The sequence below is a fragment of the Lentibacillus kapialis genome (assembly GCF_014646635.1).
GTDB lineage: Bacteria > Bacillota > Bacilli > Bacillales > Amphibacillaceae > Lentibacillus > Lentibacillus kapialis.
Map to the genome: position 1 here is coordinate 1 of NZ_BMNQ01000049.1, position 26,561 is coordinate 26,561.

The following is a 26,561-nucleotide window of genomic DNA, read 5'->3' on the forward strand; positions in this document are numbered from 1 at the left end:
TCACGCTACAGCATTAGTGCTAGAGCCGGACGTGGCAATATTCGACGAAGTATCAATAGGGCTAAAAATTATATACTTTCTGATCTTTTTAGAAAAACTCGGCATTCGCCTCGTCTTATAGCGAATGCTGAAGCTTTTCTTATAAGGTCATCCATAATTTATACTTTCTGATGTTATGAAAAAGAGCTCCCTGGGAAAGGGAGCTCTTCATCTGAAATTGGGGAAGTTCAGGTTATTTCTTATTTTGTTTTGATTTTTGATTCTGCTTTTTGACTTCTTGTGCGTTTGTTTCAGATGCAAATTCAGTGCCGTACTGACCTTGCCCTTGCTTTGCCTGCTGATTTTGTTGTTTTACTTTTTGAACGTTGGTACCAGCAGATGTTTTATTGGGCTGTTGTTTTTTAGCCATCAGTATCACCTCCGCAGTTAATACTTTTTCCATTTTAGACGCTGTTATCCGCGATAATTAAAGTAAAATAAAGCATACGGAGTTATAAAATGGCAAATACATAAGGCCTGGACTCGTTGACAGGCTGTTCAATATATATAGGGCATCATTTTTTGATGAGAAACAGGAAAAGGGTATGTTTCCAACTCTTGAAGACTGACGAATCGTAAACGTTCATCTTCCACAGCTTTATTCGATGTTGTCGCCGCTACAATTTCCATCTGCCAGATAATGTGGGAAAAAACGTGTTTAAGATCACCTTGTTTACTTGATAGTTCAATCTTGATCCCATACTCCATCTCAAACCAGGTCACTATATGGTCTTGGCCGATTTCAGCAACAGGGACCATAGGGAATTGCCACAAATTGGCCAAAAGACCTTCTTCCGGGCGTTTCTCAATCAAATATTCGTCCCTCTCATTACGAATCAGCAAAACCGTATAAGGTATCTTTTTCTGTTTTTTCGCTTTAGATTTGACAGGCAGTTCCTGTTCCACGCCTTCTTGAAATGCCCGGCAGTGTTCCTGGACCGGACAAAACATACACATCGGCTCTTTAGGCGTGCAAATCAGCGCCCCCAGTTCCATAATTCCCTGGTTGAACGAAGACGGATCATCATACGACATAAGCTCTCTGGCATACTGTTCAAATTGCTTTTTAACTCTTGGTTGAGTGATATCGTCTTCAATTTTTAAAACACGCGAAAGAACACGCATGACATTGCCATCAACTGCGGGTTCCGGCTGATCAAACGCGATCGATAAAATCGCACCTTTTGTATATGGCCCGATGCCTTTAAGCTTCTCTAATTGCTTTGGATCATCGGGAACTTCACCACCATATGATGCTTCAACTTCCCTGACAGCGTTTTGCAGGTTACGTACACGGGAATAATAACCAAGACCTTCCCATGTTTTTAAAACATCCTGTTCATCTGCATATGCTAAATCCCGCAGCGTAGGATATTTAAACATAAACTGTTGAAAATAAGGAATAACGGTATCAACCTGGGTCTGTTGCAGCATAATTTCAGAAACCCAGATCCTGTATGGATTCTGATCTTGTCGCCATGGCAGATCACGCTTATTGGCTTGATACCAGTCAATTAATGTATTTCGGAAATTACGATTGTCAAAGTTCTGTAATATTCTACTCATTTCAATACGTCCTTTATGTTATAATTAAAAAGTGGACTGCCACTATATTCATTTTTATGTAAACCAATTTTGGAAAAACATTTCTTAGTGAACGTTCCCTTTTAACTATAAGCGTATGATTTGCTTTAGACAATCATTTTTAATAAAAGAGAAATGTACGTCTTTCAAATAAAATCAGCCAGAGCACTTTAACAAAACCAATCACCACGAATCCTACCGAGGAGGAATTAAACTTATGGACACAGGCACCCATATCGTAATGGGGATTGCAATTGGCGGTCTGGCAACACTGGACCCTGCTGTGCAAAATGATCCTGCTTTATTCAGTGCAGTACTGGCCGGGACCGTTATTGGTTCACACGCACCAGATTTCGATACCATTTTAAAATTGCGTAATAACGCTGTTTATATACGACATCATCGTGGAGCGACACACTCCGTCCCCGCAGTCATTATGTGGGGGTTCCTGCTGGCAGGTATCATTCATTTGATTGTCCCAAGTGCGGACTTTTGGCATTTATGGGCCTGGACAGCTCTGGCAGTTGTCATCCATGTGCTTGTTGACATTCCTAATGCATATGGAACACAGGCATACCGGCCATTTTCCAATAAATGGGTCGCGCATGGGGTTATAAACACGTTTGATCCGTATATATTTCTGCTTCATATTGGCGGAATTATCGCCTGGATTTTTGGCGCGAACCCGGGATACACATTTCTAGTCATTTATGCGGTGATTGTACTTTATTACGTGAAACGGTATATGGACAAACGGGAAATTGTCCGGGAGATCAAGGATTTTTATCCGAACATCCAACAAATTGCGACCTCGCCAACCATCAAACAAAATCAGTGGCGTGTTGCCATTACGACAAACGATTACTTTTATGTGGGTTCGATAATCGATGGTCACATTGATATTGTCGACCAATTTGAGAAAATCCCTCTGCCGGACAATGATCTTTTTGATGTGGCTGTACGAGATAAAAATGTTGCCGCATTCCTATCATTCTCCCCTGTCTATCGCTGGGAAGTCCATGACTTCGATGACTTTACCGAAGTTCGGTTTATTGATCTGCGATACCGATCGAATGAACGCTATCCATTCGTGGCTGTCGTTCAAATCGATGATAATATGCGAATTATGAACTCCTATACAGGTTGGATTTTCTCTGAGCAAAAACTGCAAAACAAGCTTGAGATAGGCGATAACCCAGTATGAAGCGTTAAAGAGAAATCGGCAAACTGAGCCGATTTCTCTTTAAATTGGCTATGTCAAAGTTAATGTTGAATTTTCATTTGCGATAATCCTGGTTCTCAACCTTATCCCCCAGCAGTGAAATGGGAAGTGCCTCTTCTTTTTCATGCATTTCATTTAATAAATTGACACGGTGTCCCCAAGCGAACACGCCATTAATATAGTTGATTTTGAACTTGTAACCCGGATCACCTTTTAATTCATAAACGTCATGCGGTGAAAAATCATCCGGATTAAGCATATAGGCGATGGCTACCTGCATTTTGCGCTCATTAATGGCTACTTCACTTATGTTCCCAAGCTGCTCAGCCTTCTGTGCTTTTTCTTTCAACTTGCCGATTTCTTCGCGGAGTTGTTCGACTGTATAATCACTATATCGGTAATCCATTAATCGCCGCTCCCTTCTTTAATCACCTTCATTTTATCAACTAACAAGAAAAATGAATACTCCCTTGCCTACGTTACAGAACTACCTGAGCTCAAAGCCATTATTTGTTTTCCGGCAGTATATCCTTTTTACGAATTGCCATCAACCCAAAAATAGTATAATGATACCGAATTATGATATCCTTGTACTAAAGATACTTATGGGGAATAAACCAGATTTGCCGGGAAGACGCCCTATTGTTTGGAGGAGATACAGCATGTCTACGGTTGCCATTACAGGAGCAGGAAGCGGGCTTGGCCGCACACTTGCACTGAAATATGCCGATAATGGTTATAAAGCCTATTTACTGGGACGGAATGATACGAAACTTCATCTTGTTCAAAAGGAAATCCAGCAAAATGGCGGACAAGCTGAGGTTATCTTATGTGATGTACAGGAGCCTGCATCAGTGAGCATCGCTTTTCAGCAAATCGGTGAACTCGATATATTGATTAATAATGCAGGCGTTGGAATCTTTGGCCCATTGGAGGATTACTCCGTCAGTGATATTGATAAAACACTTCACACAAACGTCAAAGGGACTATTCTGTGCGTCCAGTCCGCGCTCCCACTGATCCGAGAAAATAACGGCCGGATTTTAACAATTATTTCCACAGCCGGCCTGCGCGGAAAGGTCCATGAATCGGTTTACTGTGCAAGCAAATTTGCCGTAAAAGGTTTTACGGAAAGCATGCAGAAGGAATGGGAAAATGAATCGATTGCGATAACGCCTGTTTACATGGGCGGCATGAATACACCATTCTGGGATGGTTCATCACATGTGGGGGATCCGTCTGTTCTAAAAGGACCGGAAATGGTTGCTGAACAGATTTTTAATGAGGATGACGGTCGCAAGGAAATCGTTATTGACCGATAACTTGCAGTAATACAATTTTCAGGGTACCTGAGTAGTTTGATGGTGTTCCATAATAAACGTCAGTCCTCATGTTCTCCATGTAAAAACGTATTGATTAGATCAATTGTGAAGCCTTTGCGATATAAGGCTTCTTTGACTTTCTGTTCAAGTTCAAAACCACTGTATTTCTGCCTTTGTTTTCGCAGTACTTTTTCGCCCTGTTTAACGAGCGCTTCCCATTCAGCATCATCCTTTTTTTCATTTTGCAAATTTGCGGTAACTTCATTTACGACATCAGCGGAAAAGCCTTTTTGCATTAATGAACCCTGCAACTGTTGGATTTGCTGACGAAATGACTTTTTACTACTTGAGCCAAGCTTTTTCTTTGCTAGTTTCAATGCCTTTTCCAATTGAATTTCAAATGTATACATCTCAATCGCTTCATGCGCAAACACCTCGTCTACACCTTTTTGAATCAGTTCCTGTCTGACGAGCATCGGGCCTTTGCTTGTTGTTTGCATGCGCGTTCGAACAAACGCGTCAGCAAATTGCCTGTCATCAATCAGGTGCTCAGCTGACAATTTATCTAAGATTTGAGCAATATGTTCCTCATCCACTTCTTTTTGAATGAGATAATCGCGGATTTCCTTTTTCGTTCGCATCCGATAGCTTAAAAAATTGATAGCCAGGGTATATGATTTATGCAGCGTATCTTTCTGAATAAGTGATGTAATGGTGGCTTGATCAAGATCCAGATATTTACGCAAGCGGTACTCAACCAAAACCGCTTCATCGACACTGAATCCATACTTTTCCCCATTGCCGTCATCCAAAAAAATATTAAAACGGTTTTTATGTTTCTTTTGTGTGGTGATACGAGTAATTTTTGCCAAAATATCTTCCCCCTCCCTCAGAAATAGTATACCATGAAAATTACCGGGAAATTCAGCTTACTAAACTAAAGATTGGAAATAAACTATAAGTGCGTGTTCAAAAAGGAGGATAAAAAGGACCAAGAAGTTCGAGGCGGCGCAGTTTCGAGCAGCGGAATGTATGCTTTTAAATACGAGAGCATAAGTAATGCTTCCATGAATCTGCATCGTACGTAGGAAAAGTGGTGTCCTTTTCCAAGGAGCGGAGAAACAAGCCAACGAAGAAATTCGAAGTGTCATTTTCACCGGACTTTTTGAACAACCTCTATAAGGATTGGAGTGAACAAAATGAACATCCTGATTACCGGCGGGACTGGCTTTGTTGGTTCAAATCTTTCACAGGTTTTAACCGACAAAGGTCACTATGTTTACATATTGACACGATCACCCGATGAACAAACAAACACCGATTATACCGCCTTCATCAGCTATGAACATCCGGTTGGAAATTTGCCGGTGATACATGCGGTAATCAATCTAGCCGGCGACTCGCTGTACGGGTATTGGACAAAACAGAAAAAGAAAGCCATCCGCACAAGCCGAATTGAAACAACCCAAAAGGTTATAAGGATGATGGAACAGATGGAGCGAAAACCGGATGTCTTCATAAGCGGCTCAGCAGTCGGTTTTTATGGCACTTCAGAGGACCACATATTTACAGAACAAACAGTAAAGCCCGGTAAAGACTTTCTGGCAGATGTTGTAACGGAATGGGAACAGACTGCCAAACAAGCGGAACAACTTGGCATTCGAACTGTCTACACGCGATTTGGTGTTATCTTAGGACAAAAAGGTGCGCTTCCGCTCATGAAACTGCCCGTTAAAATGGGCGCCGGTGGAAGAATCGCAAACGGTGAACAGTGGGTATCTTGGATTCATATAGACGATGTCGTAGGTCTGATACAGTTTTGCATGTTTAACGAACATATAAGCGGTCCCGTCAATGTAACGGCACCATATCCGAGAAGGAATAAAGATTTCACTCGCGTGCTTGCCGATGTCCTGAATCGCCCCTTCTGGCTCCCGGTCCCAGCAATGTTAGTCCGTATGGCAATCGGAGAAATGAGTGTCCTGATTACAAAGGGCCAATTTGTTCTACCACAAAAAGCTCAAACGTATCACTATTCATTTTCCTTTCCATACCTCAAAGAAGCCTTAAGGCAAACTGAGCGACATTGATTGGACTTTCCCAAGTATATTTCTATTTACGAATAAGGAAACCATGGCTGATTGCAAGGTTTCCTTATTAATTATCCACAAGCATCCACAATGTTGTTGATATTATTGCAAAATCACGCCACGGAAACCCCAGTTATTAACAGCTAATCAGTGGACAACTTCCCGGCTTGCTGTGGAAAATGGGGACAACCTTGTTAATGTTTTTCCACCAGCCAGTCGCATTGTTGGTAATCCTGTGGATAGCTGTAAATAGATACAGCATTTTTCAGCGCGTTCCGTTTACAATTGCCAAACCCAAACCCTGTTTCGATAAATTCCGTTTCTAATATCAGCGCCGTCTGCAATATAACCCCTTTATCCACATTCCATAAATACATGATAACTGTATTACTGCCCATGACATGTATTTCAAAGTCCTCTTCATGAAAAATAGCTCTTAGAATCCTGATTTTTGTCAGGCTTGTAATCGTTTGGTGATACAAAATCAGACATCCAACCATTCTACCATCTCCTTATATGTTTCATATATGAACATAGTACTATATGTGCATAAAAAGAACAATATCATAGTCTTTTATTTCGTCTACTCATGATAGGATTTAAGTATCCATGAAAGAAACGTGGACAATTTGCCTACTAATATGCAGAGTGTGATAATCATGAGTTTGGAAAAAATGGTCTACAACATTAAATTTTTACGTGAGCAAAACGGCTGGACACAAGAACAGCTGGCAATTAAATTAAATATATCCCGTTATGTCGTCACGCGCTGGGAATCAAATAAAGTGATCCCAGATCTGGAATCCTTGATCAAATTAAGTGAATTGTTTAATGTGACCATCGATCATATTGTTGGGAATCATTCATTCCGAGAAGATTTACTGAAAGATTTCAAGCGAATTTACAGTTCCAAAGCAAAATCATTTGATGAGGAAGCGGTCGAGCTTGTCCAATACATGATGGAAAATCCCGGATTTAAGAGGCAGATTTTCAGGATGCGCAATCTCCCACCCCGGAAACAGCAAGCTATTCATGACATGCTGGAGAATTTTATTGAACATGTTGAGCGAATGTAATACATATTCAGCAAAACAGGGTGTTTGTTGGTAACAACCAGACAAACACCCTGTTTTTATTATACTGAAACAGAGCATTCTTTTGATTGTGCTGTAAATATTATAAAAACTGATAATACCAGATTTTTATTGATGAAGATAGAACTTTTATGTAACGTGTTTCGTATGAGTACTATAGATTGAGGGGGAAGCGATGAAGGAAGTCAACATATTCAGCGACATCAATTGACCCGTAATTCTCCCATTGATTGGTATTCAATTTATTTTATTAATAGTCGCTGGTATTGATCTGATTAGAGCTGACATTAGAAAAACTTGGCATTCGCCTCGTCTTATAGCGAATGCCGAAGCTTTTCTTATAAGACCATCCATTATTTATAATTTCTGACCTTAAAACAAATGGCCCGAAATGGATGTGGGCCCTGATCATTATATTTATCAATATTATCGGCCCGATTATCTATTTTATTTTTGGAAGGAGAAACGATTAAATGGCGCTTCTTACCGTTGAAAAGCTAAGCAAAAAGTATGACAGCACGTTGGTTGTTGACCATGCGAGTTTTCAACTTGAAGCCGGAAAGTGTGCGGCACTCATTGGTCCGAATGGAGCCGGAAAAACGACCACCTTAAGAATGCTCTCGGGATTGCTGAAGCCAACAAGCGGAACCATTACATTTACCGGGATGAAACAAGATGCCGATATCCGAGAAAAAATTGGCTATTTGCCACAGCATCCAGAATTCTTTAAATGGATGACCGGGCAAGAATTTCTTGTTTATGTCGGACGGTTGGCTAACCTTTCAAAACAGGAAGCCGAAAACCGGTCAAAACAACTGCTTGAGCGTGTCGGTCTGAGTGAATCGACTAAACGACGCATTGGCAAATACTCCGGCGGAATGAAACAGCGGCTCGGTATTGCACAAGCCATGATACATCGGCCAAAACTGCTGATGCTTGATGAACCGGTCTCTTCATTGGATCCGATCGGACGGCGCAATATGTTAACTTTAATGGAAGAACTTAAACAGGATATGACGATTCTGTTTTCCACTCATATTTTGGGTGATGCGGATGAGATTAGCGACGAATTACTGCTTCTAAACGAAGGGAAAATTGTAGAATCTGGTTCAATGGCCAAACTTCGCCAAAAATATCAAACGTCCAAGATCGAACTCGGTTTCAACGGGAACCCAGCTGAATATCAGAGGGAGATAGTAGCCCTGCCCTTTGTCACAGAATGCTATATTAAACAGAACCTTTTACATGTCACTGTTGAAAACTTATCAGCAGCCAGGCATGAAATCCTGACGGCTATATCCTTTGGGGAATGGCCGCTGACGTCATTTACCATTAACCGTGCGTCACTTGAGGATATGTTTATGAAGGCGGTGACTAATTGATGCAGTGGTGGGCACTTTTTCAGAAAGAGCTAATCGAAAATATACGAAACGTGAAATGGATATGGGTACCGCTGATCATGATACTAATAGCAATTATGGACCCCCTCACGAATTACTACCTGCCGCAAATAATTGAAGCGACGGGCGGTATGCCTGAGGGCTCTGAAATTCAGCTTCCGGAGTACCAGCCAAGTGATGTCGTCATGATGAGTCTTGGCCAATTCAATACAATCGGTGTCCTAATCATTGCGCTTATTTCGATGGGAACAATTGCCGGCGAACTCAAAAATGGCGTATCGGAACTGATTTTAGTAAAGCCTATTTCCAGCCTGAACTACATTACCGCTAAATGGGCATCCTTTGCTCTTTTAACTCTCGTCGGCTTTTCATTAGGGATGCTTGCCAGCTGGTACTACATCAATTTATTATTCGGTGAACTATCATTGGAAACACTGCTGCAAATATTATTCTTTTATGGCTTGTGGCTGCTGTTGGTCGTAACGCTATCCATTTTTTATAATACTCTATTTAAAACGCAAGGTCTTGTAGCATTTTTAACCATTGCAACCGTTATACTGATGAGTGCCATAACAACGATATTCTCCCATGTTTTAAATTGGAGCCCCAACCGCATTTCCATCTATATCCAACAACTAGTTGTTACCGGCAATGTGTCCTCCGAGTTAATTGGAGCAGCAATTGTTACGCTCATTATCATTGTATTGCTGATTGCCGCATCGTTAATGGCATTTAGAAAAAAGAATTAACAAGTTAAAAAGGGCTGGCAGCACCAGTCCTTTTCTTACCTTACTTTAACCGTTGTTATTCGCCGCAAAAACAGGAAAGAAATACCGTAAATCACAATGCCTATCCCAAGCAGCTTGTAAAAGAAAGTCAAATCAATTCCCTTAAAAATATCTATGATGAAATCAGCCAGCCATCCCTGCGCTACGCCTAATAGGCTAATAACAAGCAGCACACCAAGAAAACCTCCACCGCCTGCCAAGCCATATTTGTAGAACAAGAGCCCTATGATAAACAACACGGCCATTAGAAAAAATATGATGGATGTATCAATCAGAATACGCGTGTACCAAGTATCATCCAAAAAATAAGCCGGGTGAAGAAATAAGAAAATATCAATCCCTGTAGCTTCCATCAACTTCATAACGAGTTCCTGCAACACCGTCGCAGCAAGAGATAGAAACAAAGAGAGCATGAGGAAAAAAACGCCTGTTCCGACAAATATATTTTTGCGCGTAGCCCCCATCTTAATCAAAAACGGTACTGAATCTTTCACCGTCAAGAATCCTAAAATCGCACAATATACATATATTGGCCCTGTCAGGCTCAACGTGAAAAATGCACCATTATCCAATCCTGCCAAAAAGTACGTAAAAGCTAATGAAACAATCAATATGGCAAACAAAATTGTCCAAAAAATCATCAGTGAGTAACGCAGATCCGAACTGAAAAAGTAAAGCAGTCCTTTAATTTGTCTTCCCACGGTTTACGCCCCCTTTTTCTCTGTTAGATATATCATCAGTTCCTGAATAGGTAGGCCTTCGACTGTCAGCCCAGCGGACTTGGCCTGCTGCACATTACCATAAACATATGCAGTCATCATGCCGGCAAGCTGTTTGCTTTGAATAACTTCCTTCCCCATGACAAATTGTTCAACATCGGCAGTCGGGCCGGAAACAGCATATGCGTGATCACGCAGTGTATCAGTTTCTTCCTGCAGTGCAAGCCTTCCATCCTGTAAAATCAGTACCTCCTCAAACATTAAACTGACTTCATCAATCAGGTGGGTAGAAAAAATTATTGTGCGCTTTTCAGCCTCATATTCCTCCAGTAAAATATCGTAAAATTTCTTTCGTGCAGCCGCATCAAGCCCAATATATGGTTCGTCGAAAATCGTGATTGGCGCCTTGCTCGCCATTCCCACAATAATCCCAAGCGCTGATGACATCCCTTTGGATAAAGCTTTAATTTTCGCATTCAGATTCAGTTTATATTCCTTGATCAATTCATCAGCCAATTCCTGATCCCAGGTTGGATAAAAATACGCATAAATGTTGAGGACATGTTTAACTTTTAAATCCTTTTTAAAATTATTCCCCTCTGTGATCAAGCAAATGGACTCGGTCAATCGTTGATTATCAAACGGGTTCTCACCATCAATCAGAATTTCACCCTCGGTCGCTAAAATATGCCCCGATAAAATTTCCATAAACGTCGTCTTCCCAGCGCCATTTCGGCCCAGCAATCCGTATATTTTTGGCTCTGGCAGCGTAAATGAGACATGATCCAGTGCCTTTGTGCCTTTATACGTTTTCGATACACCATTAACCTCAATTTTCATAACGATTCTCCTCCCTGTTCACCATTTCGAGCAGTTCGCTTTTAGTAATATTTAATTTGTGTGCTTCGTCTTTTAACGGCAGTACATAATGTTCATAAAACGTCTGTTTGCGCTTATCGATTAAAATCGTTTCGGCATCTTTGGTAACAAACATCCCAACACCCCTCCGTTTCACTAAGATACCTTCATCCACTAGTTCGTTGGTCCCCTTCGCAGCCGTTGCTGGGTTAATTTGGTAGTGCTTGGAAAACTCGTTAGTGGACGGAACACGTTCACCCGGTTTGATTGTTCCATTGATAATCGCATCTTCCAGATATTCTTTAATTTGCATAAAAATCGGCTTGTTTTCATTCAATTGCAGTGTCATAATGGAGCTCCTCGGTTATATGGTTAATTACCTTGCTAGTTAACCATATAACTTTACAGCATATCTGTCAATATGTTTATTCAAAACATACGTAAATGCTGAAGTTCACAACGCCCAAAGTCCCATTTACAGGGATCAATCTGTCTTCATTAGAAAAACTCGGCATTCGCCTCGCCTTATAGCGAATGCCGAAGCTTTTCTTATAAGGTCATCCATCATTTATACTTTCTGACGTTACAAAAAAACCGCACCTGATTAAAGTGCGGAGTTTATCTAATCTTCCCCTATCTTTTTATCCTGTGTCTTTGGTAGACGGCCTGCTTTTTTGGCTGATTCTCGGAGCAGAAACTCCACGTGACTATTGACACTTCGAAATTCATCCTTCGCCCAGACTTGAAGAATTTCATATAATTTCGGATCAATTCTTAGTGGAAAATTCTTTTTCTTAGCCATCGAATCCCTTCTTCATTGATAAAGTGACCCTGTGTTGACAACCGGCTGTGTACCATTATCAGAAACAATAGAAACCATCAAGTTATTGACCATCGTTGCGCGCCGTTCTTCATCCAAATCGACGATTCCGTCTTTCTCCAATTGAGAAATGGCGTCCTCCACCATCCCGACAGCACCTTCTACGATTTGCTGTCTAGCTGCGATAATCGCACTTGCCTGCTGGCGCTGCAACATCGCCTGCGCAACTTCAGTAGAATAAGCAAGATGTGTCAGTCGAGTTTCCAGAACTTCCACCCCGGCAACTGTCAGCCGCTCCTGAAGATCTTTAGCCAACTCCTTCGAGACCTCATCTGCATTCCCACGCAATGTCATTTCATCTTCCGTAAAAGTGTCATACGGATATTGCGTCGCAACTGCACGAATAGCAGTTTCGCTTTGGATTTCCACATATTTTTCATAACGATCTACTTCAAAAACAGCTTTTGCAGCGTCTACTACTCTAAACACAATAACGGCAGCAATTTCAATTGGATTCCCGTTAATATCATTCACTTTCAGCCGACTGCTATTAAAGTTCCGAACACGTAACGAGACCATTCGTCTCACTGAAAATGGAATGGTCACAACAATTCCTTCTTTGCGGATGCTCCCCATATATTTCCCGAGAAAAATCACAACCGCTGCCTGGTTCGGCTGAACTACCGTAATACCACTTCCCAGCGCAACGGTAATAACCAATGCAATACCGCCAATGACAAACTGTGTTTCGAGAAAACTCATCACTGTCACAGCGACCAGTATGGCAATTGCAAGCATCCCGACATAACCATTCATCATCCATGCGTCTTTTTCACGAATCATCTGGAGTTTCACACCTTCCCCGATTTTGTTAATTTTATATCATTATGATATCATAATTGTTTATTTTTGTAAATTTATCACCCGGTTCGCAAACTGCTTGCCGGATTGTTTTCATTGAAAATGATGAACCCTTTCCCATCCGTACGAATGGTTATATCACCGAATACCGCTGTGGGGTAAATAGCTGTATTGACTTTATGAAGATTTTCCATAACCCTGTCAACCGGATGCCCGTAATCATTCTTTTTACCATATGTTAGTATAGCTGCATTTGGGCTGACCGCCCGCAGGAACTTTAATGATGTGCTCGTGTTGGATCCGTGATGGGCCACTTTCAATATTTCTGAAGCAAGATTATGCTGTTTTATCAGTCGTTTTTCCTGTTCTTTTTTAACATCACTCATAAGCAGAAAATCCATTTTATTAAATGTGATTTTCAGAACAATGGAAGATTCATTAGTCGTTTGGGAGCCACTATGAGTGTTCAAAATGCGCACATCTAATAACGGATCAATTTTCAGTAGATCATTGCGCTCAGCGATTTCGATGGGGATCTGTCGTTTCAGAATCTGACTTATGTACCTGGCATACGTTCTGGTTGAGTGAATTTTGCCGGTATCCATAATTCTGTCCACTTCAACAGATTTCATAACATCAATCAACCCGCCAATATGATCAATATCTGGGTGTGTTGCAATCAGTAAATCAAGCTTGTCCACATTCTGCTCTTCAAGGAATGCGATTACCTTTTTTCCTGCTCCGGGCGGCCCGCCATCGATCAGTATATTTTTATCGGAAGGGGTTTCGACAAGAATACTATCCCCCTGACCAACATCGATAAAATGAACATCCATACTCGGCTGCTGCTCTGCGTCCACAACCGGCGAACTTATAAAAAAAGTAATAATGATAGATAAAATACAAATATTCCTATTCCATTGCATAAAAAACATCCCTTTATTTTTGAGTGTTTATAGTTTTGCAAACCAGGGGTCCTATTATGTGTGATATGAGTGATAAAAATATTACATTTAAGTTTGTATACAGAATTGATTCCGTCTCTCTGGAGCATGTTCCCGGTTTTACACCCATGTTTTGGCTCCGCCCAGATTAAAATTTCACGTTAGAAAAACTCGGCATTCGCCTCGCGTTATAGCGAATGCCGAAGCTTTTCTTATAAGGTCATCCATCATTTATACTTTCTGATGTTATTACAAAAAAGAGCCGCTGATCAGTGTCAGCGGCTCCTTTTCCATCACGATGTTTATTTTGCTTTTCCAACAACAATTTCGCCATCTTTAATATCTACGTTGACATCTCCGATTGACTCTTCTTCGAGTATCAGGTCGGTCAACTGATCCTCAATTTTATCCTGGATGACGCGGCGCAATGGGCGTGCACCAAATTTAGGGTCATATCCAAGCCGAACAAGTTCATGTTTAGCTTTATCCGTAACTGAAATGGCTATATCGTTTTCTTCTATCGTCTCTTCAAGTTCTGTAAGCATCAAATCAACAATTTGCAGAAGGCTTTCTTCAGCCAGTTCATTAAATGTGATGATGCTGTCAAAACGGTTCAGAAACTCTGGTTTGAAATAAGCACTTAAGTTTTCCAGGGTTTGAACAGCTTCATGTTCATCACGGTTAAAACCGACGTTAATTTGTTTTTCACCAGTTCCGGCGTTACTTGTCATGATGATAACTGTATCTTTAAAGCTTACAGTGCGTCCCTGCGAATCGGTCAATTGACCATCCTCCATGATTTGCAGGAACATATTCTGCACATCAGGGTGTGCTTTTTCAATTTCATCCAGTAAAAGGATGGAATAAGGGTTGCGCCGCACCTTTTCAGTCAGTTGTCCCGCCTCTTCATGGCCTACATATCCTGGTGGTGAACCAATAATTTTGGAAATGGCGTGTTTTTCCATATATTCACTCATATCAAGTCGTAGCAGACTATCACGTGAACCGAATAATTCTTCGGCAAGTGCTTTTGTCAATTCAGTTTTACCAACACCGGTCGGCCCGACAAACAGGAATGATCCGATTGGACGATATTTCGATTTAAGTCCTGCGCGACTGCGACGTACGGCTTTAGCAACTTTTTGCACCGCTTCGTCCTGGCCGATGACTTTCTGGCTTAGATTTTGATCAAGATTACGCATTTTCTCCTGTTCATCTGTTTGCAGCTTGGTTACCGGGATGCCGGTTTTTTCTTCAACAATCAGCTGGATATCAGAAATGTCCACATCTGTGACCTGTTCTTCATCTTTTGCTTTTTCCAATTGCTTTTGCAGTTGAATCTCTTGATAACGCAGGTGTGCTGCTTGTTCATAATCTTCTTTTTCAGCAGCAGACTCTTTTTCACGGACAACTTCATCTAAACGTGTTTGAATTGTATACGAATCTTTTTCCGCATTGTCTAGATTCAAGCGTGAGCCGACCTCGTCCATCAAATCGATCGCTTTGTCCGGTAAAAAGCGGTCCTGGATATAGCGTTGTGATAATGTTACAAACGAGCGAATCGCTTCATCGGAATAGCGAACTTCATGGAACTTTTCATAACGGTCTTTGATACCATCCAAAATCTTAACAGCATCTTCAAGTGATGGTTCATGAACCATAATTGGCTGGAAGCGGCGTTCCAAAGCGGCGTCCTTTTCAATTTGGCGGTATTCCTTCAGTGTTGTTGCACCAATCAATTGCAATTCACCGCGTGCCAATGCAGGCTTCAAAATGTTGCCAGCATCCATTTGTGAGCTTTCAGCTGTTCCTGCTCCAACCAACAAATGAATTTCATCAACAAACAGAATAACGTTTTGTCGTTCCTGCAACTCCTGTACAAGCTGTTTCATCCGTTCTTCAAACTGGCCGCGCATGCTCGTGTTCGCAACAAGTGATGCAACATCCAAGAGATATATTTCCTTATCCATCAGTTTCGCCGGTACTTTGCCTTCTGTTATCTTCAGGGCTAGCCCTTCAGCAATTGCTGTTTTACCGACACCAGCTTCACCGATCAGAACCGGATTATTTTTATTGCGGCGGTTCAATGTTTCAATGGTTCGTTTCACTTCATTGTCACGTCCGATGATTGGATCAACTAGCCCCGCACGTGCTGCATTTGTCACGTTTTTGCCGAGTTGATCAAGCAAGCCATCGTTTCCGGCGCCTTGTTGTGTTGTTGTGCCCGTGAATCCTTGGCCTTGCTGACCATTACCTTGGAAGAACTTATTGGCAAAATCACCTTGCTGACCTTGACCACCATTACCGTTCATCATGCTTCCTTGAATTTCACGGAAACATTGATTACATAAATGCATATTCATACGTTCGTTGTTTATCTGCATTGCGACGTTAATTGATGCTGGACGAATACCACAATTTTGACATTGCATAATGTGATTCCTCCTTGATTGATTTCAAATTTATTTTAAAAGGTTTGACTTTGACTATCTTTGACCTTTGATTCTTATTATACTCTGACCTTCTTTGACTTTCAAGGGGTATTACTTATTTTTTCGAAAAAAATAAGTAATCTTGTCAACGCCGTACATACAAAGGAGACACTTAGCTGTTGAAGTCATTACTCATAAACGCACTCCTTGCTCAAACACTTATGAGATCCACTATTACTATTAACATCTAAAGGGCTGCTTCAAACACCAAGCAGCCCTTTTTGATAACGACAGAATGTATTCATTATGGATGACCTTATTAAAAGCTTCGGTACTCGTTATAAGACGAAACAAATACCGCGTTTTCCAAAATACATATTTAGTTTTTGACCTTTTCTTTTTCTCGTAATTCAACACGTCTGATTTTCCCTGACGTTGTTTTCGGCAGTTCATCCATAAATTCAATTTTTCTCGGATATTTATAAGGACCGGTCATCTCTTTAACTTGGTTCTGCAAGTTTCTAACCAAATCCGGATCATCAGGGTTAACACCATCCTGAAGCACGATAAAAGCCTTCACGACATTGCCTCGGACTTCATCCGGACTGGCCACAACAGCACATTCCTGAACAAACGGATGCTTGACCAATGCATCTTCCACTTCGAACGGTCCGATGGTATAACCTGAACTGATAATAATGTCATCACTTCGTCCTTGAAACCAAAAATAACCTTGTTCATCCTTTGATGCCTGGTCACCGGTTACATAATACTCACCGCGCTTGGACATTTTTGTACGCTCCGGGTCCTTATAATACTCTTTGAATAATGCCGGACTATTCAGCCTCACCGCAATATCACCGATTTCATTTGCCGGTACCGGTTGCCCATCTTCATCGATAATTTCCACTTCATTACCAGGCGTCGGTTTGCCCATTGAGCCCGGCATCACTTTCATGTCCTTCATAAAACCAAGCAAAAGAGTATTTTCAGTTTGACCATAGCCATCCCGTACTGTCACATCAAAATATTTCCTGAATGTATCAATTACTTCACGGTTAAGCGGCTCCCCGGCGGAAACGGCGCTATGCAGATTAGTGAGCTGATACGCATCGAGATTGTCGACTTTGACCATAAGCCGATATTCGGTAGGTGTACAGCATAACACATTAATACCCTCATCCTCCATCAGACCGAGATATTTTTTGGGATCAAACTTGCCCGAGTACACAAATCCGGTGGCACCTGACCCAAGCACTGACAGGAACGGGCTCCAAATCCATTTTTGCCAGCCTGGTCCAGCTGTTGCCCACACTATGTCACCTTCATTGATACAAAGCCAATTCTCAGGTGCTGTATTCAGATGGGCATAGCCCCACCCGTGTGTATGAACAACCGCTTTAGGATTACCAGTCGTACCGGAAGTATAGGAAAAGAAAGCAACATCGTCCTTCGTTGTATCAGTCATGTCAAGCTCATCCAATGCATTTTCCTTCAGTTCATCCAGGTTGTGCCAGCCATCAACCGCCTTGCCGACTGAAAATAATGTCAACTGATCGTATTCATTCACACCGGTAAATTGGTCAACATATGGATAGTAGCTGACGACTGCACTGACTTCACCGTGACTGATCCGATATTGCAGATCTTTTGTCTTCAGCATTTCAGAACTCGGAATAACAATAATTCCTGATTTTAATGCAGCAAGATATGTTTCGTATGCTTCAATTAACCGGGGAATCATTATAAGAACTCTATCACCCTTTTTGAGCCCTTTCTCCTTGAACGTATTACCGATTTTGTTTACATTTTTCATCAGCTGTTCGTATGTAATATCTTTTGATTCGCCCGTTTCACTGTGCCAGATCAGCGCTTTCCTTTCCGGGCTTTTTGATGAAAAATATTCCATTTCCTTCACGATATTATAGTCTTCTGGAGCAATTAAATCCTGTTCATCCATGGTATCAACTCCAATATAGGTTTCTTCCATTATATCAGAATTTAATAAAAATTTTAATTAAAGTTTTGAGATTTATAAAAACGAAAAAATTCGAAGTGTCATTTTTAACGAACTTTTTGAACAGCCTCTGTAAAGTCATCCATTCATTTATAATTTCTGACGTTAGAACAAATAAAAAGAATTCGTTTTAAGGATATACATTTTTAGTATTGAAGAAAACCATTTGCAACGCAACAATTATTATAATTACACCAGCAATCTGATATAATTAAATAAAAGCGGTGATTCTTATGTTAAAACAGCAACACACAATGAATCCAAACGGAAATACAGCTGGATAGACAAATGGGCTAAGATGACCGGTGAGCGAGCAAGAATAGATGCCAAAGTAAATAAAACATATATTATATATGAAAAAAACGGGAAGCTTGTAAAAGAATTTCCTAATGGTAATATCATTCCATTCAATAATGATGGTGAATCTTAATGCATAAGCATCAGCCAATATTTTTTGAGAGAATTGCAATGAGAGTAAAAAATGGCGGTCATCATATCCTAACTGAGGATATTCTCAAAAGGAACAAAACTTCACTTAAACACCTTTATGAATATGCTCCAATTGTCGATAAGGAGAAATTATATTAGAAATGAATGATGATAAAATAACTTTTGAAGTTAATCAGCTACCTGATTGGGCGTTACCTTTATGGCAACAATTTCAAAAGGAACCACCAACTGACTTATAGACAAACCGATTCTCTATACCTAAAAAATCTGTTTTGCCTGTAAAAATTTTGGTTGCCCCTTTTTCGCAATATAAATTTTATAATGACGGTTTGTCATCTAATGCCCAGACAAGGATTATATACACCCATATGGAAACTGAAGCAGTAAAGAAAAATATTAGTCTTACAACGAAAGGAGATATACCAAAGAACTCTGCAATCCCTCCGCAAATCCCATATAAAACTTTATCCGTTGATGATTTTCTCAGTTTATTTTGCATTGTAATCCTCCCTTTTCTTATTCCGCAAAATGGCCAATTCTGCAATACTGGGCGCAAGTCTTTGTTCCAGAAATGCGCCCGATTGATGAGCAACTTTTATCTAAAAAATACTCCAATTAATAAACCGATAGCAAAAAGGATAAATGCAAGCTGTATCATGATGTACATAATCAATTCAAGTGACGCAAGTTTTCTTTGTCTTTTAGTTTTTTCTAAATGCCTTAAATAGAAACCAGAACTTAAAATAAGCAAAACGCTAGCTATGACCCGCAAAATTTCTGCTAAAAGAATCAAAGTATAACTCCCCCCTCCCCGGCGTTCTTTAATGATCCTTTATATGCGTTATTGGCACGATCTCTTAATAGCGAATAGCGCACGTTTGTAGGACAGTTATATTTAATTTGTAAATGCACTATTTTTGTCTTCATTGCCTTATTTAAAATCAATCAAAGGGGTTCTCAACAAAGTTGAAATAATACCGTGGATCAAAGCGAGTGGTAAAGCAGGAAAAAGACTTAGAATAATCTTTAGCTCATAAGAAAGGCTAGTCTGTTTAACCTTTTTGCCTTTGATCCGATCTTTGAATGCACTTATTGCGATACCATAGGCATTTCCAGTCATTATCATTCTAATAGCACCTAGTATTCCCAATGCTTTTTCATTTCCATATTCTTGAACAATGCGATTCCATGCTTCCTCAGAAGGATGTCCCTCTGTATCCGCATAATGCTGCGCGAATATAATAGCTGGCATTTCATCACTCGAAACTTTTTCTGCGTTTCCTGTTAGAAGAGACTTTATTTCCTCATTGCTCATTCCCTGTTCCAGAGCATACTTTGTATGTCCATAGGAGCAAATCTCACAACCATTTACTTCTGTTACGGCTAACATAATTCTTTCTTTAAACTGTGGCTGTTGACCAAAATCTATGGTTGACAAATTAGATGTCATTTTGACGTCAGCAGTCGCTTCGGAAAAACACTACGCTTTCCGTGGGCTTGTCCTCAGCCTCCTCGAAAAAGAAGGTCGCTTTTTCTGCGGGGTCTTCACACTGCGCATTCCCACAGGAGTCTCCGTGTTTTTCCTCCGCTAGCTAGTTTCACTACTATATTCACTCATTCATTTCAACCATAGATTTTGGTGTTGACCCTAAACTGTTGAGATATTTGATTGGTCTTTATGCTTTTTCTCAAGTACTTGAGCGTCCTTAAACCTTTATAAAGAGCAATATAAGATTCTTTCACATTGTAAATTTTATTGGTTCTACATAAATTTCGTCATATAATTTTTGTGCAATGTTACCATCCGTTCTTGTACTATTAACTCTACCCTATATCATTCGTGAAGATTAAGAAATTAATTGATTTGCCGATTCTCTGGTTTATTTCACAATCTGGCCCGATTCCAGTATGATTTTATTCCAGAATCATACCTGATTGAGGAAGAAATGATGTTCAAAAAAACTCTATTCGAATTTATTGCTGTATTAATGCTCATCATTATAGAATACTTCTACTTCATAGTGTTCTAAGTCATATCTGGACAAATTATTTTTCAAATAATTCTCAGCTTCTGGTACATTATTTTTATCGTATACGTTTATTTTAGGCTGTTCACCAAAATCTATGGTTGACAAATTAGATGTCATGTTGATGTCAGCAGTCGCTTCGGAAAAACACGACGCTTTCCGTGGGCTTGTCCTCAGCCTCCTCGAAAAAGAAGGTCGCTTTTTCTGCGGGGTCTTCACACTGCGCATTCCCACAGGAGTCTCCGTGTTTTTCCTCCGCTAGCTAGTTTTACTACCATATTCACTCATTCATTTCAACCATAGATTTTGGTGTTGACCCTTATTTTAATTACGGGATTTTTACCGCCATTCCTTATACTAGTGTATTGTACTTGATATTTATCCGATACTTCAGCGACAACACCCTTAACTTCTCTATCTATCGTAGCCTCTCTATCCGGATTTTTTCCATTTTGCGTATACCAAAATCCTACAGACACAATAACTACACACGTTAAAACAAATATACCTAACTTACCTTTTATCCCCATTTTATACCCTCCACAGCCTGTTTATTTTGTCAAAATCACAACTATGACCCTCATATGCAATATTGGTGCCATTCCTTATTAGTGAATAGTTCGCAATAGTTAAGCGTTTGAAGTTATCTCCAGCCTTTCCTCCAGGTAGAAGGACCACCCAATTGGTGGCCTCAACCCCCACAGAATCCGGCGTGCAGATTTCCCGCACCGGGTTCTTCAGAAATGGTTTTACAGCCTATTCTTTACTTTGGCTGCTATTCTTTCTAATTCAGTTGTCATGACCGGGTTTTCCCTTCCATTGTATGAAGAACCGTGTCCTCCCATTGTATGGAGACCATGTTTCCTTGGAATAGAATCCATTTCTGCTGACCGCTTCCTCACGTGGCAGGCTTCCCCTACCCCAGAGTACTATCAGTCAGTAAGACTTCCGGCAGACCCTCGAGTTTTCCTCGCTTTGTAAGGCTTGTCCAACTCTATCCGCCTTCTTGCGAAAGCCTGTCAGCCTTAGCGCATGCAGGATTTGTTGACGGGATGGTTCTAGAAAACATGGTTCCATCATTCCCATCCTCCGTTGTAACGTTGGAATTTATTAAGATTCCCCGCATGTTCGCGCTTCAAAGCGCTTACAGTGGAACTTGTCGCGCGCACCCGTTAACGGAACAATGATATACCCATTCTTGTTAAATTTCTGACCAGTTTGAATAAAACGAAAAAATTCCCCAGTAATTACAATATAAATGGTAGCAATATGTTATAATAAAGTACAATAGACTGGCTTCGCATGAGGGGTTTGGTAGCACTGTCGATCTGCCGTTAGTCTTCGTTGGGAGACTTCCCAGGGAGGGAGGTGCTTGCCAATGGACATTGTTAGTGCACTAACGCTGATGATATCTTTTGGGATCTTGGTAGCGTTTATTATGGCTGACAAAAACCATAAAAAATAACCCCTCCTATGCTTTTGAACGGCGCTGAGGGATCATTTTTTCCTTTTGCTGCTACCCCCTCTTGATGGGGTTCGGTCTATTGCGACCGCTCCATGTAACAGCATGGGCGGTCTTTATTAGTATATGCACTTATAATCTTTCTATGTTTATTATACCACGAAATCAAAATTTGTACACATTTTTTATTTCTTTTCAACAATATGCACTTATAGGCAGGATGAGCACAGTTCTTATTCGATTACTACGCCCCTTCGTTGAAAATCTGTCCTTGACTGCCTTAAATGTACGGTCGGCCGTTGCATACAGGAGCGCCTCGTGACCAATTTCGGTCATACGCCGGTATGGCTTCAGCCAAGGTAAAGGTTCCATAAACGTATGATGGCAAACATCACATGCAAAACGACGATGGTTGAAATGGTCGATGATAGGCGTGTCATTGTGCGAACCGGCAATAACTTGCTTGGGATGATATTCATGTACTTTGGTCGTCCAAAAACCACAATCCGGACAACGAACCCCTTGATTGGTTAACTGAAGTGAGCGATATAACCCCGCCTTGGAAAGCTAAATGGAATTTCGGCTTGATGAGATATGACAAAAGGTACCTTTTCACCATCACTTGCCATGTTACAATGATTAAGCATCCAAATCATCCTTTCGTTTGGTATTAGTTGTCTTGCTTAACCAATTCAACGGATGGTTTGGATTTTCCTGTTTTTGATTAAATTGTCGAATTAAGTTTCCCGTAAATTGTTACTGGACCAAACTTTTCACTGTCCAGTATTATAAAGTATCAAACATTATAAAACCACAACCGCATACATAAAGTTTAAAACCACAGTGACAGACACAGTAGACCCAAATTTTTATAATTTCCTATCTTTTAAAAAACTCGGCATTCGCCTCGTCTTATAGCGAATGCCAAAGCTTTTTATAAGGTCATCCATCATTTATACTTTCTGACGTTATAAGAAAAGAGCTGAATCATCAGTGATTCAGCCCGGCTTTTATTGAAAGTGACGATTAAGCAGCCCTGACTTTCGATTTAATAACAGGATAGCCTAAGTCTTCTATCGCCTTTTCGATCGCTTCAATCGTAAGAGCTTCTGCATCGAAATTGGCTTTTACTTTACTTGAGTTGAACATGACTTTGACACTGTCTTTATCAACGCCGTTCAATCCTTTAACAGCACTTTCTATCTTTTGGATACATGATGGACAGGACAAAGTTTCTAAGTTAATGGTTGCTTGTTGCATGGTTCATATCTCCCTTCTTTTTTTATGAGGCATGATACGTTTGATCTACTTCAGATAACATATTGTAAACGCCTGCGTAGGTTTCACACACATCGCCGGGAATGATGTACTGATCAGTGATGTGACGTAATTTGGCAAATTCCTTATCTAGATCCGGTTTGGTTTCGCCTGCTTGTTTTGTTTTTGAATGAATGGTTCCGAAAAGTTCACGTACTTCAAACGCTTCCGGGTGATTCTTCCCATGAACCCGTGTGATGGCGGTGGTGAATAAATCCAGCTGTTCAAAATGAGTGTCTGCAACTTCATGAAATGACTTTGACATTATGAATCCCTCCTATTGAAAATTTGAATGTCGTCTTAAGCAGCCCTGACTTTCGATTTAATAACAGGATAGCCTAAGTCTTCTATCGCCTTTTCGATCGCTTCAATCGTAAGAGCTTCTGCATCGAAATTGGCTTTTACTTTACTTGAGTTGAACATGACTTTGACACTGTCTTTATCAACGCCATTCAATCCTTTAACAGCACTTTCTATCTTTTGGATACATGATGGACAGGACAAAGTTTCTAAGTTAATGGTTGCTTGTTGCATGATCATCACTCCTTTTATTAATAAACGGTGGTGACACCGTGTTTCCTACATTTAGTATAGCGCATGTCGACTTTTAAAAAATTGACGGGTATCAAATTTATCTATATTTTTAAGCAGCTTTATTTGAATCGACGGTTTCTGCCTGTGATCCTGCTTGCATTTCTGAATCAAGGGTGTTGCCTTTTAAATGATAACGGAGCAACCGCATACCATTTAAGATGACAACGAAGATACTAACTTCGTGAGCCAGCATACCAATTGACATACTCATCCATTCACTGAATAACAAGCCGGTTAATAAGATGACCACAATTCCAATGGCGATGGCGATGTTTTGTGTCATGTTTCTGGCGATTGATTTCGTCAAACCCAGTGCATGTGCCAAATGGCTGAAGTCAGAATTCATCAGGACAACATCAGATGTTTCAATGGCAACGTCAGTTCCGCCACCCATGGCAATTCCAATATCCGCTAAGGCCAAGGAAGGACTGTCATTCACGCCGTCACCGACAAACGCGACAATTTGACCTTCCTCCTGCAGCTTTTCAATATGAGCTGACTTCTCTTCTGGCAACATGTGGCCATGCGCTTCTGTCAAACCGAGTTCACGGGCCACCAGGTCAACCGTTCCCTGGTTATCGCCGGAAAGGACGACAAGGTTTTTCACACCTAGTTTTTTCAGATTATGAAGATCTTGCTTCACACCAGCCCGGATCTGGTCGCGAATGCCCATCAACACTTTGAGTTCTCCATCGACCGATGTGAGGACGAGTGAGTTTCCATTTTGCCCAAACTGCTCAATGTCTTGTCTGATCTTTTCGCTTAACGCCACATTTTCTCGTGCCATCAGCGCTGCGTTACCAACGGCAACACGGTGGCCCTCTACCGTTGCAACAATCCCTTCACCTTTCACAACGCTTGTTTCTTCCACTGAGGAGAAACGTGAGTTCCCAATATCCTTTAAGACAGCCTTTGCCAGAGGGTGATCTGATTCACGTTCCACACTGGACAGATATCCGAGGGCTTCTTCTGTTTTTTCCCCATAAAATGCTTTTTCTGCGACTTCGGGGTTTCCAATTGTCAGTGTGCCTGTTTTGTCAAAGATGACCGTATCAACTTTACTGAAATCATTGATGACCTCGCTCCCTTTTAGAAGGACACCATTACGTGCACCATTTCCGATTCCGGAAACGTTCGATACAGGGACACCGATGACCAATGCACCTGGACATCCTAAAACAAGTGCTGTGATGGCCATTTCAACATTTTGGGTCGTCAGCCAAATGATGATGCCAAGGATTAAAACAGCTGGCGTATAGTATTTGGAAAAACGATCAATAAAACGTTCCGCCGCTGATTTCGAGTCCTGTGCTTCCTCGACCAATTCGATAATGCGGCCAAACGTTGTGTCCTCTCCAACACGGTCAGCTTGGATTTGTATGGTGCCATTTTCCAGTATGGTTCCTGCAAATGTTTCCGAGCCATTCACCTTACTCACTGGTGCAGATTCACCTGTGATGCTTGCTTCATTAATGTGACCTTCACCCGTTAAGACCGTTCCATCCACCGGCACTTTCGCACCCGTTCTGACTAACAAAATATCGCCTTCGTCTACATCATCAACGTCTATTTCTTCAAACTCTCCGTTTTCCATTTGTTTCAATGCGCTTTCCGGTGCCATCTCCGTTAAACCCTGAATGGCTGTACGTGTTTTGTTTAATGTACGCTGTTCCAAGTAAGCACCGAATAAGAATAAGAATGTTACAATTGCCGATTCCTCATAGTTCTTAATCAAAACCGCTCCGACGACAGCGATGGTAACCAATACATCAATACTGACAATCTTTACTTTTAAAGCCTGGTACGCCTGGATTGCAATCGGTGAGATTCCGAGAATTGATGCGATAATGAGCGACCAATTTAAAAGGTACATGTTATCTAAACCAAATCGACCAAAGAACCCAAGTACAATTAAAATGGCACTGATAAGCGTGATCTGATTTTTTTTGCTTAATATATACCTTTGCATAACAATTTCCCTCCACATTTATTTTTGGATGGCAACCTTTTTTTGCCTTGTTCTATCTTCAGTATAGATGGCTTTTAAGTATGTCTCCTTGACCCAAGTCAAATTTCAACATTTTAACTGCCACCTAACTGGATAAAAGTTAGGTCGCCGTCATGTCCATAAGCATGGCGGTCCCCCTTCCTCAACGTGTTCCATCTTAAGTATATCGGAGAAGCCGTCAGCCATCTTTGACCCAGATCAAGCTTTGAAAACTTCTCCGAAAGAAAATACGCCTTCATTTTGCAGTTTAGACTGATACACACAGAAGTTTTCTTTTAGAAAAACCGGGCAAAGTGCGGCCCGGTCTTTTTTCTATCTTCGTTAGAGAAAATCCGATAATTTATATGCCTGTCCATGTACGCCATTATAATACGCTGGATACATTTCCCCCTCCACACATTTCACAGTTGAATTTTGTCTCGAGGACCCCAGCCCAAGCTCACAATTCCAGAAAGCATATAGCGGAATCAGGAACCGCCGAAGTCGGATTATCCAAACCGAGCGGATCCTCAT

Annotated in this window: 31 protein-coding genes; 8 read left to right on the plus strand and 23 right to left on the minus strand. The window is 40.9% G+C overall.

Features of this window, described 5'->3' with window-relative positions; genetic code table 11:
* Positions 1-232: 232 nt before the first annotated feature.
* A complete protein-coding gene (locus IEW67_RS13765; protein ID WP_188633660.1) occupies positions 233-409 on the minus strand; it encodes a gamma-type small acid-soluble spore protein in 177 nt (58 codons plus the stop codon).
* Positions 410-537: 128 nt separating this feature from the next.
* Positions 538-1,605 (minus strand): A/G-specific adenine glycosylase, encoded by a 1,068-nt coding sequence (mutY, locus tag IEW67_RS13770; RefSeq protein ID WP_188633661.1) that lies wholly within the window; start codon positions 1,603-1,605, stop codon positions 538-540.
* Between the two features lie 235 nt (positions 1,606-1,840).
* Between mutY and IEW67_RS13775 the strand changes: the two genes are divergently transcribed.
* On the plus strand, positions 1,841-2,827 hold the full coding sequence (locus IEW67_RS13775) for a metal-dependent hydrolase (RefSeq protein ID WP_188633662.1): 987 nt from the start codon (positions 1,841-1,843) through the stop codon (positions 2,825-2,827).
* Positions 2,828-2,900: 73 nt separating this feature from the next.
* On the opposite strand, the gene IEW67_RS13780 is transcribed toward IEW67_RS13775, so the two are convergent.
* Complete coding sequence (locus tag IEW67_RS13780) at positions 2,901-3,251, minus strand: YfhH family protein (protein ID WP_188633663.1); 351 nt, start codon at positions 3,249-3,251, stop codon at positions 2,901-2,903.
* A gap of 256 nt (positions 3,252-3,507) precedes the next feature.
* On the opposite strand from IEW67_RS13780, the gene IEW67_RS13785 reads away from it, so the two are divergent.
* Entirely contained in the window at positions 3,508-4,167 is a 660-nt protein-coding gene (locus IEW67_RS13785) for an SDR family NAD(P)-dependent oxidoreductase (RefSeq protein WP_188633664.1), read from the plus strand.
* A 59-nt stretch (positions 4,168-4,226) separates the two neighbouring features.
* Here the strand turns inward: IEW67_RS13785 and recX are convergent, their stop codons facing one another.
* Positions 4,227-5,039, minus strand: a complete 813-nt coding sequence (gene recX, locus IEW67_RS13790) for a recombination regulator RecX (RefSeq protein ID WP_188633665.1) — start codon at positions 5,037-5,039, stop codon at positions 4,227-4,229.
* Positions 5,040-5,366: 327 nt separating this feature from the next.
* Between recX and IEW67_RS13795 the strand changes: the two genes are divergently transcribed.
* A complete protein-coding gene (locus IEW67_RS13795) occupies positions 5,367-6,257 on the plus strand; it encodes a TIGR01777 family oxidoreductase (RefSeq protein WP_188633666.1) in 891 nt (296 codons plus the stop codon).
* A gap of 194 nt (positions 6,258-6,451) precedes the next feature.
* On the opposite strand, the gene IEW67_RS13800 is transcribed toward IEW67_RS13795, so the two are convergent.
* Complete coding sequence (locus IEW67_RS13800; protein ID WP_188633667.1) at positions 6,452-6,757, minus strand: hypothetical protein; 306 nt, start codon at positions 6,755-6,757, stop codon at positions 6,452-6,454.
* Between the two features lie 159 nt (positions 6,758-6,916).
* On the opposite strand from IEW67_RS13800, the gene IEW67_RS13805 reads away from it, so the two are divergent.
* From IEW67_RS13805 to IEW67_RS13820, 4 genes are all read left to right on the plus strand, one after another.
* Positions 6,917-7,333 carry a helix-turn-helix domain-containing protein gene (locus tag IEW67_RS13805; RefSeq protein ID WP_188633668.1) on the plus strand — a complete coding sequence of 139 codons (417 nt, stop codon included), beginning with the start codon at positions 6,917-6,919 and terminating at the stop codon, positions 7,331-7,333.
* 377 nt (positions 7,334-7,710) lie between these two features.
* Positions 7,711-7,824, plus strand: a complete 114-nt coding sequence (locus IEW67_RS13810; RefSeq protein ID WP_268238677.1) for a PLDc N-terminal domain-containing protein — start codon at positions 7,711-7,713, stop codon at positions 7,822-7,824.
* The gene (locus tag IEW67_RS13815) at positions 7,825-8,733 is read left to right on the plus strand and encodes an ABC transporter ATP-binding protein (RefSeq protein WP_188633669.1); all 909 of its coding nucleotides are present in this window, start codon (positions 7,825-7,827) and stop codon (positions 8,731-8,733) included.
* A complete protein-coding gene (locus IEW67_RS13820; RefSeq protein WP_188633688.1) occupies positions 8,733-9,500 on the plus strand; it encodes an ABC transporter permease in 768 nt (255 codons plus the stop codon). The genes IEW67_RS13815 and IEW67_RS13820 overlap by 1 nt, the downstream gene beginning before the upstream one ends.
* A 35-nt stretch (positions 9,501-9,535) precedes the next feature.
* Here IEW67_RS13820 and IEW67_RS13825 read toward each other — a convergent pair whose 3' ends face one another.
* The 14 genes from IEW67_RS13825 to IEW67_RS13885 all read right to left on the minus strand — a co-directional run bounded on the left by IEW67_RS13825 (position 9,536) and on the right by IEW67_RS13885 (position 21,569).
* Positions 9,536-10,240: a hypothetical protein gene (locus IEW67_RS13825; RefSeq protein WP_188633670.1), complete on the minus strand. Its 705-nt coding sequence runs from the start codon at positions 10,238-10,240 to the stop codon at positions 9,536-9,538.
* A 3-nt stretch (positions 10,241-10,243) separates the two neighbouring features.
* Positions 10,244-11,098, minus strand: a complete 855-nt coding sequence (locus IEW67_RS13830) for an ABC transporter ATP-binding protein (protein ID WP_188633671.1) — start codon at positions 11,096-11,098, stop codon at positions 10,244-10,246.
* Positions 11,088-11,465: a GntR family transcriptional regulator gene (locus tag IEW67_RS13835; RefSeq protein WP_188633672.1), complete on the minus strand. Its 378-nt coding sequence runs from the start codon at positions 11,463-11,465 to the stop codon at positions 11,088-11,090. The genes IEW67_RS13830 and IEW67_RS13835 overlap by 11 nt, the downstream gene beginning before the upstream one ends.
* 273 nt (positions 11,466-11,738) lie before the next feature.
* A complete protein-coding gene (locus IEW67_RS13840; protein WP_188633673.1) occupies positions 11,739-11,918 on the minus strand; it encodes a type II toxin-antitoxin system antitoxin in 180 nt (59 codons plus the stop codon).
* 12 nt (positions 11,919-11,930) lie between these two features.
* The gene (locus IEW67_RS13845) at positions 11,931-12,779 is read right to left on the minus strand and encodes an SPFH domain-containing protein (RefSeq protein WP_188633674.1); all 849 of its coding nucleotides are present in this window, start codon (positions 12,777-12,779) and stop codon (positions 11,931-11,933) included.
* Between the two features lie 77 nt (positions 12,780-12,856).
* The gene (locus IEW67_RS13850) at positions 12,857-13,723 is read right to left on the minus strand and encodes a ComEC/Rec2 family competence protein (protein ID WP_188633675.1); all 867 of its coding nucleotides are present in this window, start codon (positions 13,721-13,723) and stop codon (positions 12,857-12,859) included.
* Between the two features lie 320 nt (positions 13,724-14,043).
* A complete protein-coding gene (locus IEW67_RS13855) occupies positions 14,044-16,173 on the minus strand; it encodes an ATP-dependent Clp protease ATP-binding subunit (RefSeq protein ID WP_188633676.1) in 2,130 nt (709 codons plus the stop codon).
* A 379-nt stretch (positions 16,174-16,552) separates the two neighbouring features.
* Complete coding sequence (mbcS, locus tag IEW67_RS13860; RefSeq protein ID WP_188633677.1) at positions 16,553-18,133, minus strand: acyl-CoA synthetase MbcS; 1,581 nt, start codon at positions 18,131-18,133, stop codon at positions 16,553-16,555.
* Between the two features lie 823 nt (positions 18,134-18,956).
* Positions 18,957-19,139, minus strand: a complete 183-nt coding sequence (locus IEW67_RS13865) for a PspC domain-containing protein (RefSeq protein WP_188633678.1) — start codon at positions 19,137-19,139, stop codon at positions 18,957-18,959.
* A gap of 96 nt (positions 19,140-19,235) precedes the next feature.
* Positions 19,236-19,433 carry a hypothetical protein gene (locus IEW67_RS13870; RefSeq protein WP_188633679.1) on the minus strand — a complete coding sequence of 66 codons (198 nt, stop codon included), beginning with the start codon at positions 19,431-19,433 and terminating at the stop codon, positions 19,236-19,238.
* 138 nt (positions 19,434-19,571) lie between these two features.
* Positions 19,572-20,090: a carboxymuconolactone decarboxylase family protein gene (locus tag IEW67_RS13875; protein ID WP_188633680.1), complete on the minus strand. Its 519-nt coding sequence runs from the start codon at positions 20,088-20,090 to the stop codon at positions 19,572-19,574.
* A gap of 535 nt (positions 20,091-20,625) precedes the next feature.
* Entirely contained in the window at positions 20,626-20,895 is a 270-nt protein-coding gene (locus IEW67_RS18590) for a YolC/YozM family protein (RefSeq protein WP_505735188.1), read from the minus strand.
* A gap of 65 nt (positions 20,896-20,960) precedes the next feature.
* The gene (locus IEW67_RS13880) at positions 20,961-21,197 is read right to left on the minus strand and encodes a hypothetical protein (RefSeq protein ID WP_188633681.1); all 237 of its coding nucleotides are present in this window, start codon (positions 21,195-21,197) and stop codon (positions 20,961-20,963) included.
* 219 nt (positions 21,198-21,416) lie between these two features.
* On the minus strand, positions 21,417-21,569 hold the full coding sequence (locus IEW67_RS13885; RefSeq protein WP_188633682.1) for a hypothetical protein: 153 nt from the start codon (positions 21,567-21,569) through the stop codon (positions 21,417-21,419).
* 938 nt (positions 21,570-22,507) lie between these two features.
* Here IEW67_RS13885 and IEW67_RS13890 point away from each other — a divergent pair.
* The gene (locus tag IEW67_RS13890; RefSeq protein ID WP_188633683.1) at positions 22,508-22,663 is read left to right on the plus strand and encodes a hypothetical protein; all 156 of its coding nucleotides are present in this window, start codon (positions 22,508-22,510) and stop codon (positions 22,661-22,663) included.
* 492 nt (positions 22,664-23,155) lie between these two features.
* Here the strand turns inward: IEW67_RS13890 and IEW67_RS13895 are convergent, their stop codons facing one another.
* The 4 genes from IEW67_RS13895 to IEW67_RS13910 form a co-directional block, all read right to left on the minus strand.
* Positions 23,156-23,389, minus strand: a complete 234-nt coding sequence (locus tag IEW67_RS13895) for a heavy-metal-associated domain-containing protein (protein ID WP_188633684.1) — start codon at positions 23,387-23,389, stop codon at positions 23,156-23,158.
* A 22-nt stretch (positions 23,390-23,411) separates the two neighbouring features.
* Positions 23,412-23,711, minus strand: coding sequence for an iron-sulfur cluster repair di-iron protein, ric (locus tag IEW67_RS13900; protein ID WP_188633685.1), 300 nt, complete (start codon positions 23,709-23,711; stop codon positions 23,412-23,414).
* Positions 23,712-23,746: 35 nt separating this feature from the next.
* The gene (locus IEW67_RS13905; RefSeq protein ID WP_188633684.1) at positions 23,747-23,980 is read right to left on the minus strand and encodes a heavy-metal-associated domain-containing protein; all 234 of its coding nucleotides are present in this window, start codon (positions 23,978-23,980) and stop codon (positions 23,747-23,749) included.
* A 109-nt stretch (positions 23,981-24,089) separates the two neighbouring features.
* Positions 24,090-26,009 carry a heavy metal translocating P-type ATPase gene (locus tag IEW67_RS13910; RefSeq protein WP_188633686.1) on the minus strand — a complete coding sequence of 640 codons (1,920 nt, stop codon included), beginning with the start codon at positions 26,007-26,009 and terminating at the stop codon, positions 24,090-24,092.
* Positions 26,010-26,561: the final 552 nt, after the last annotated feature.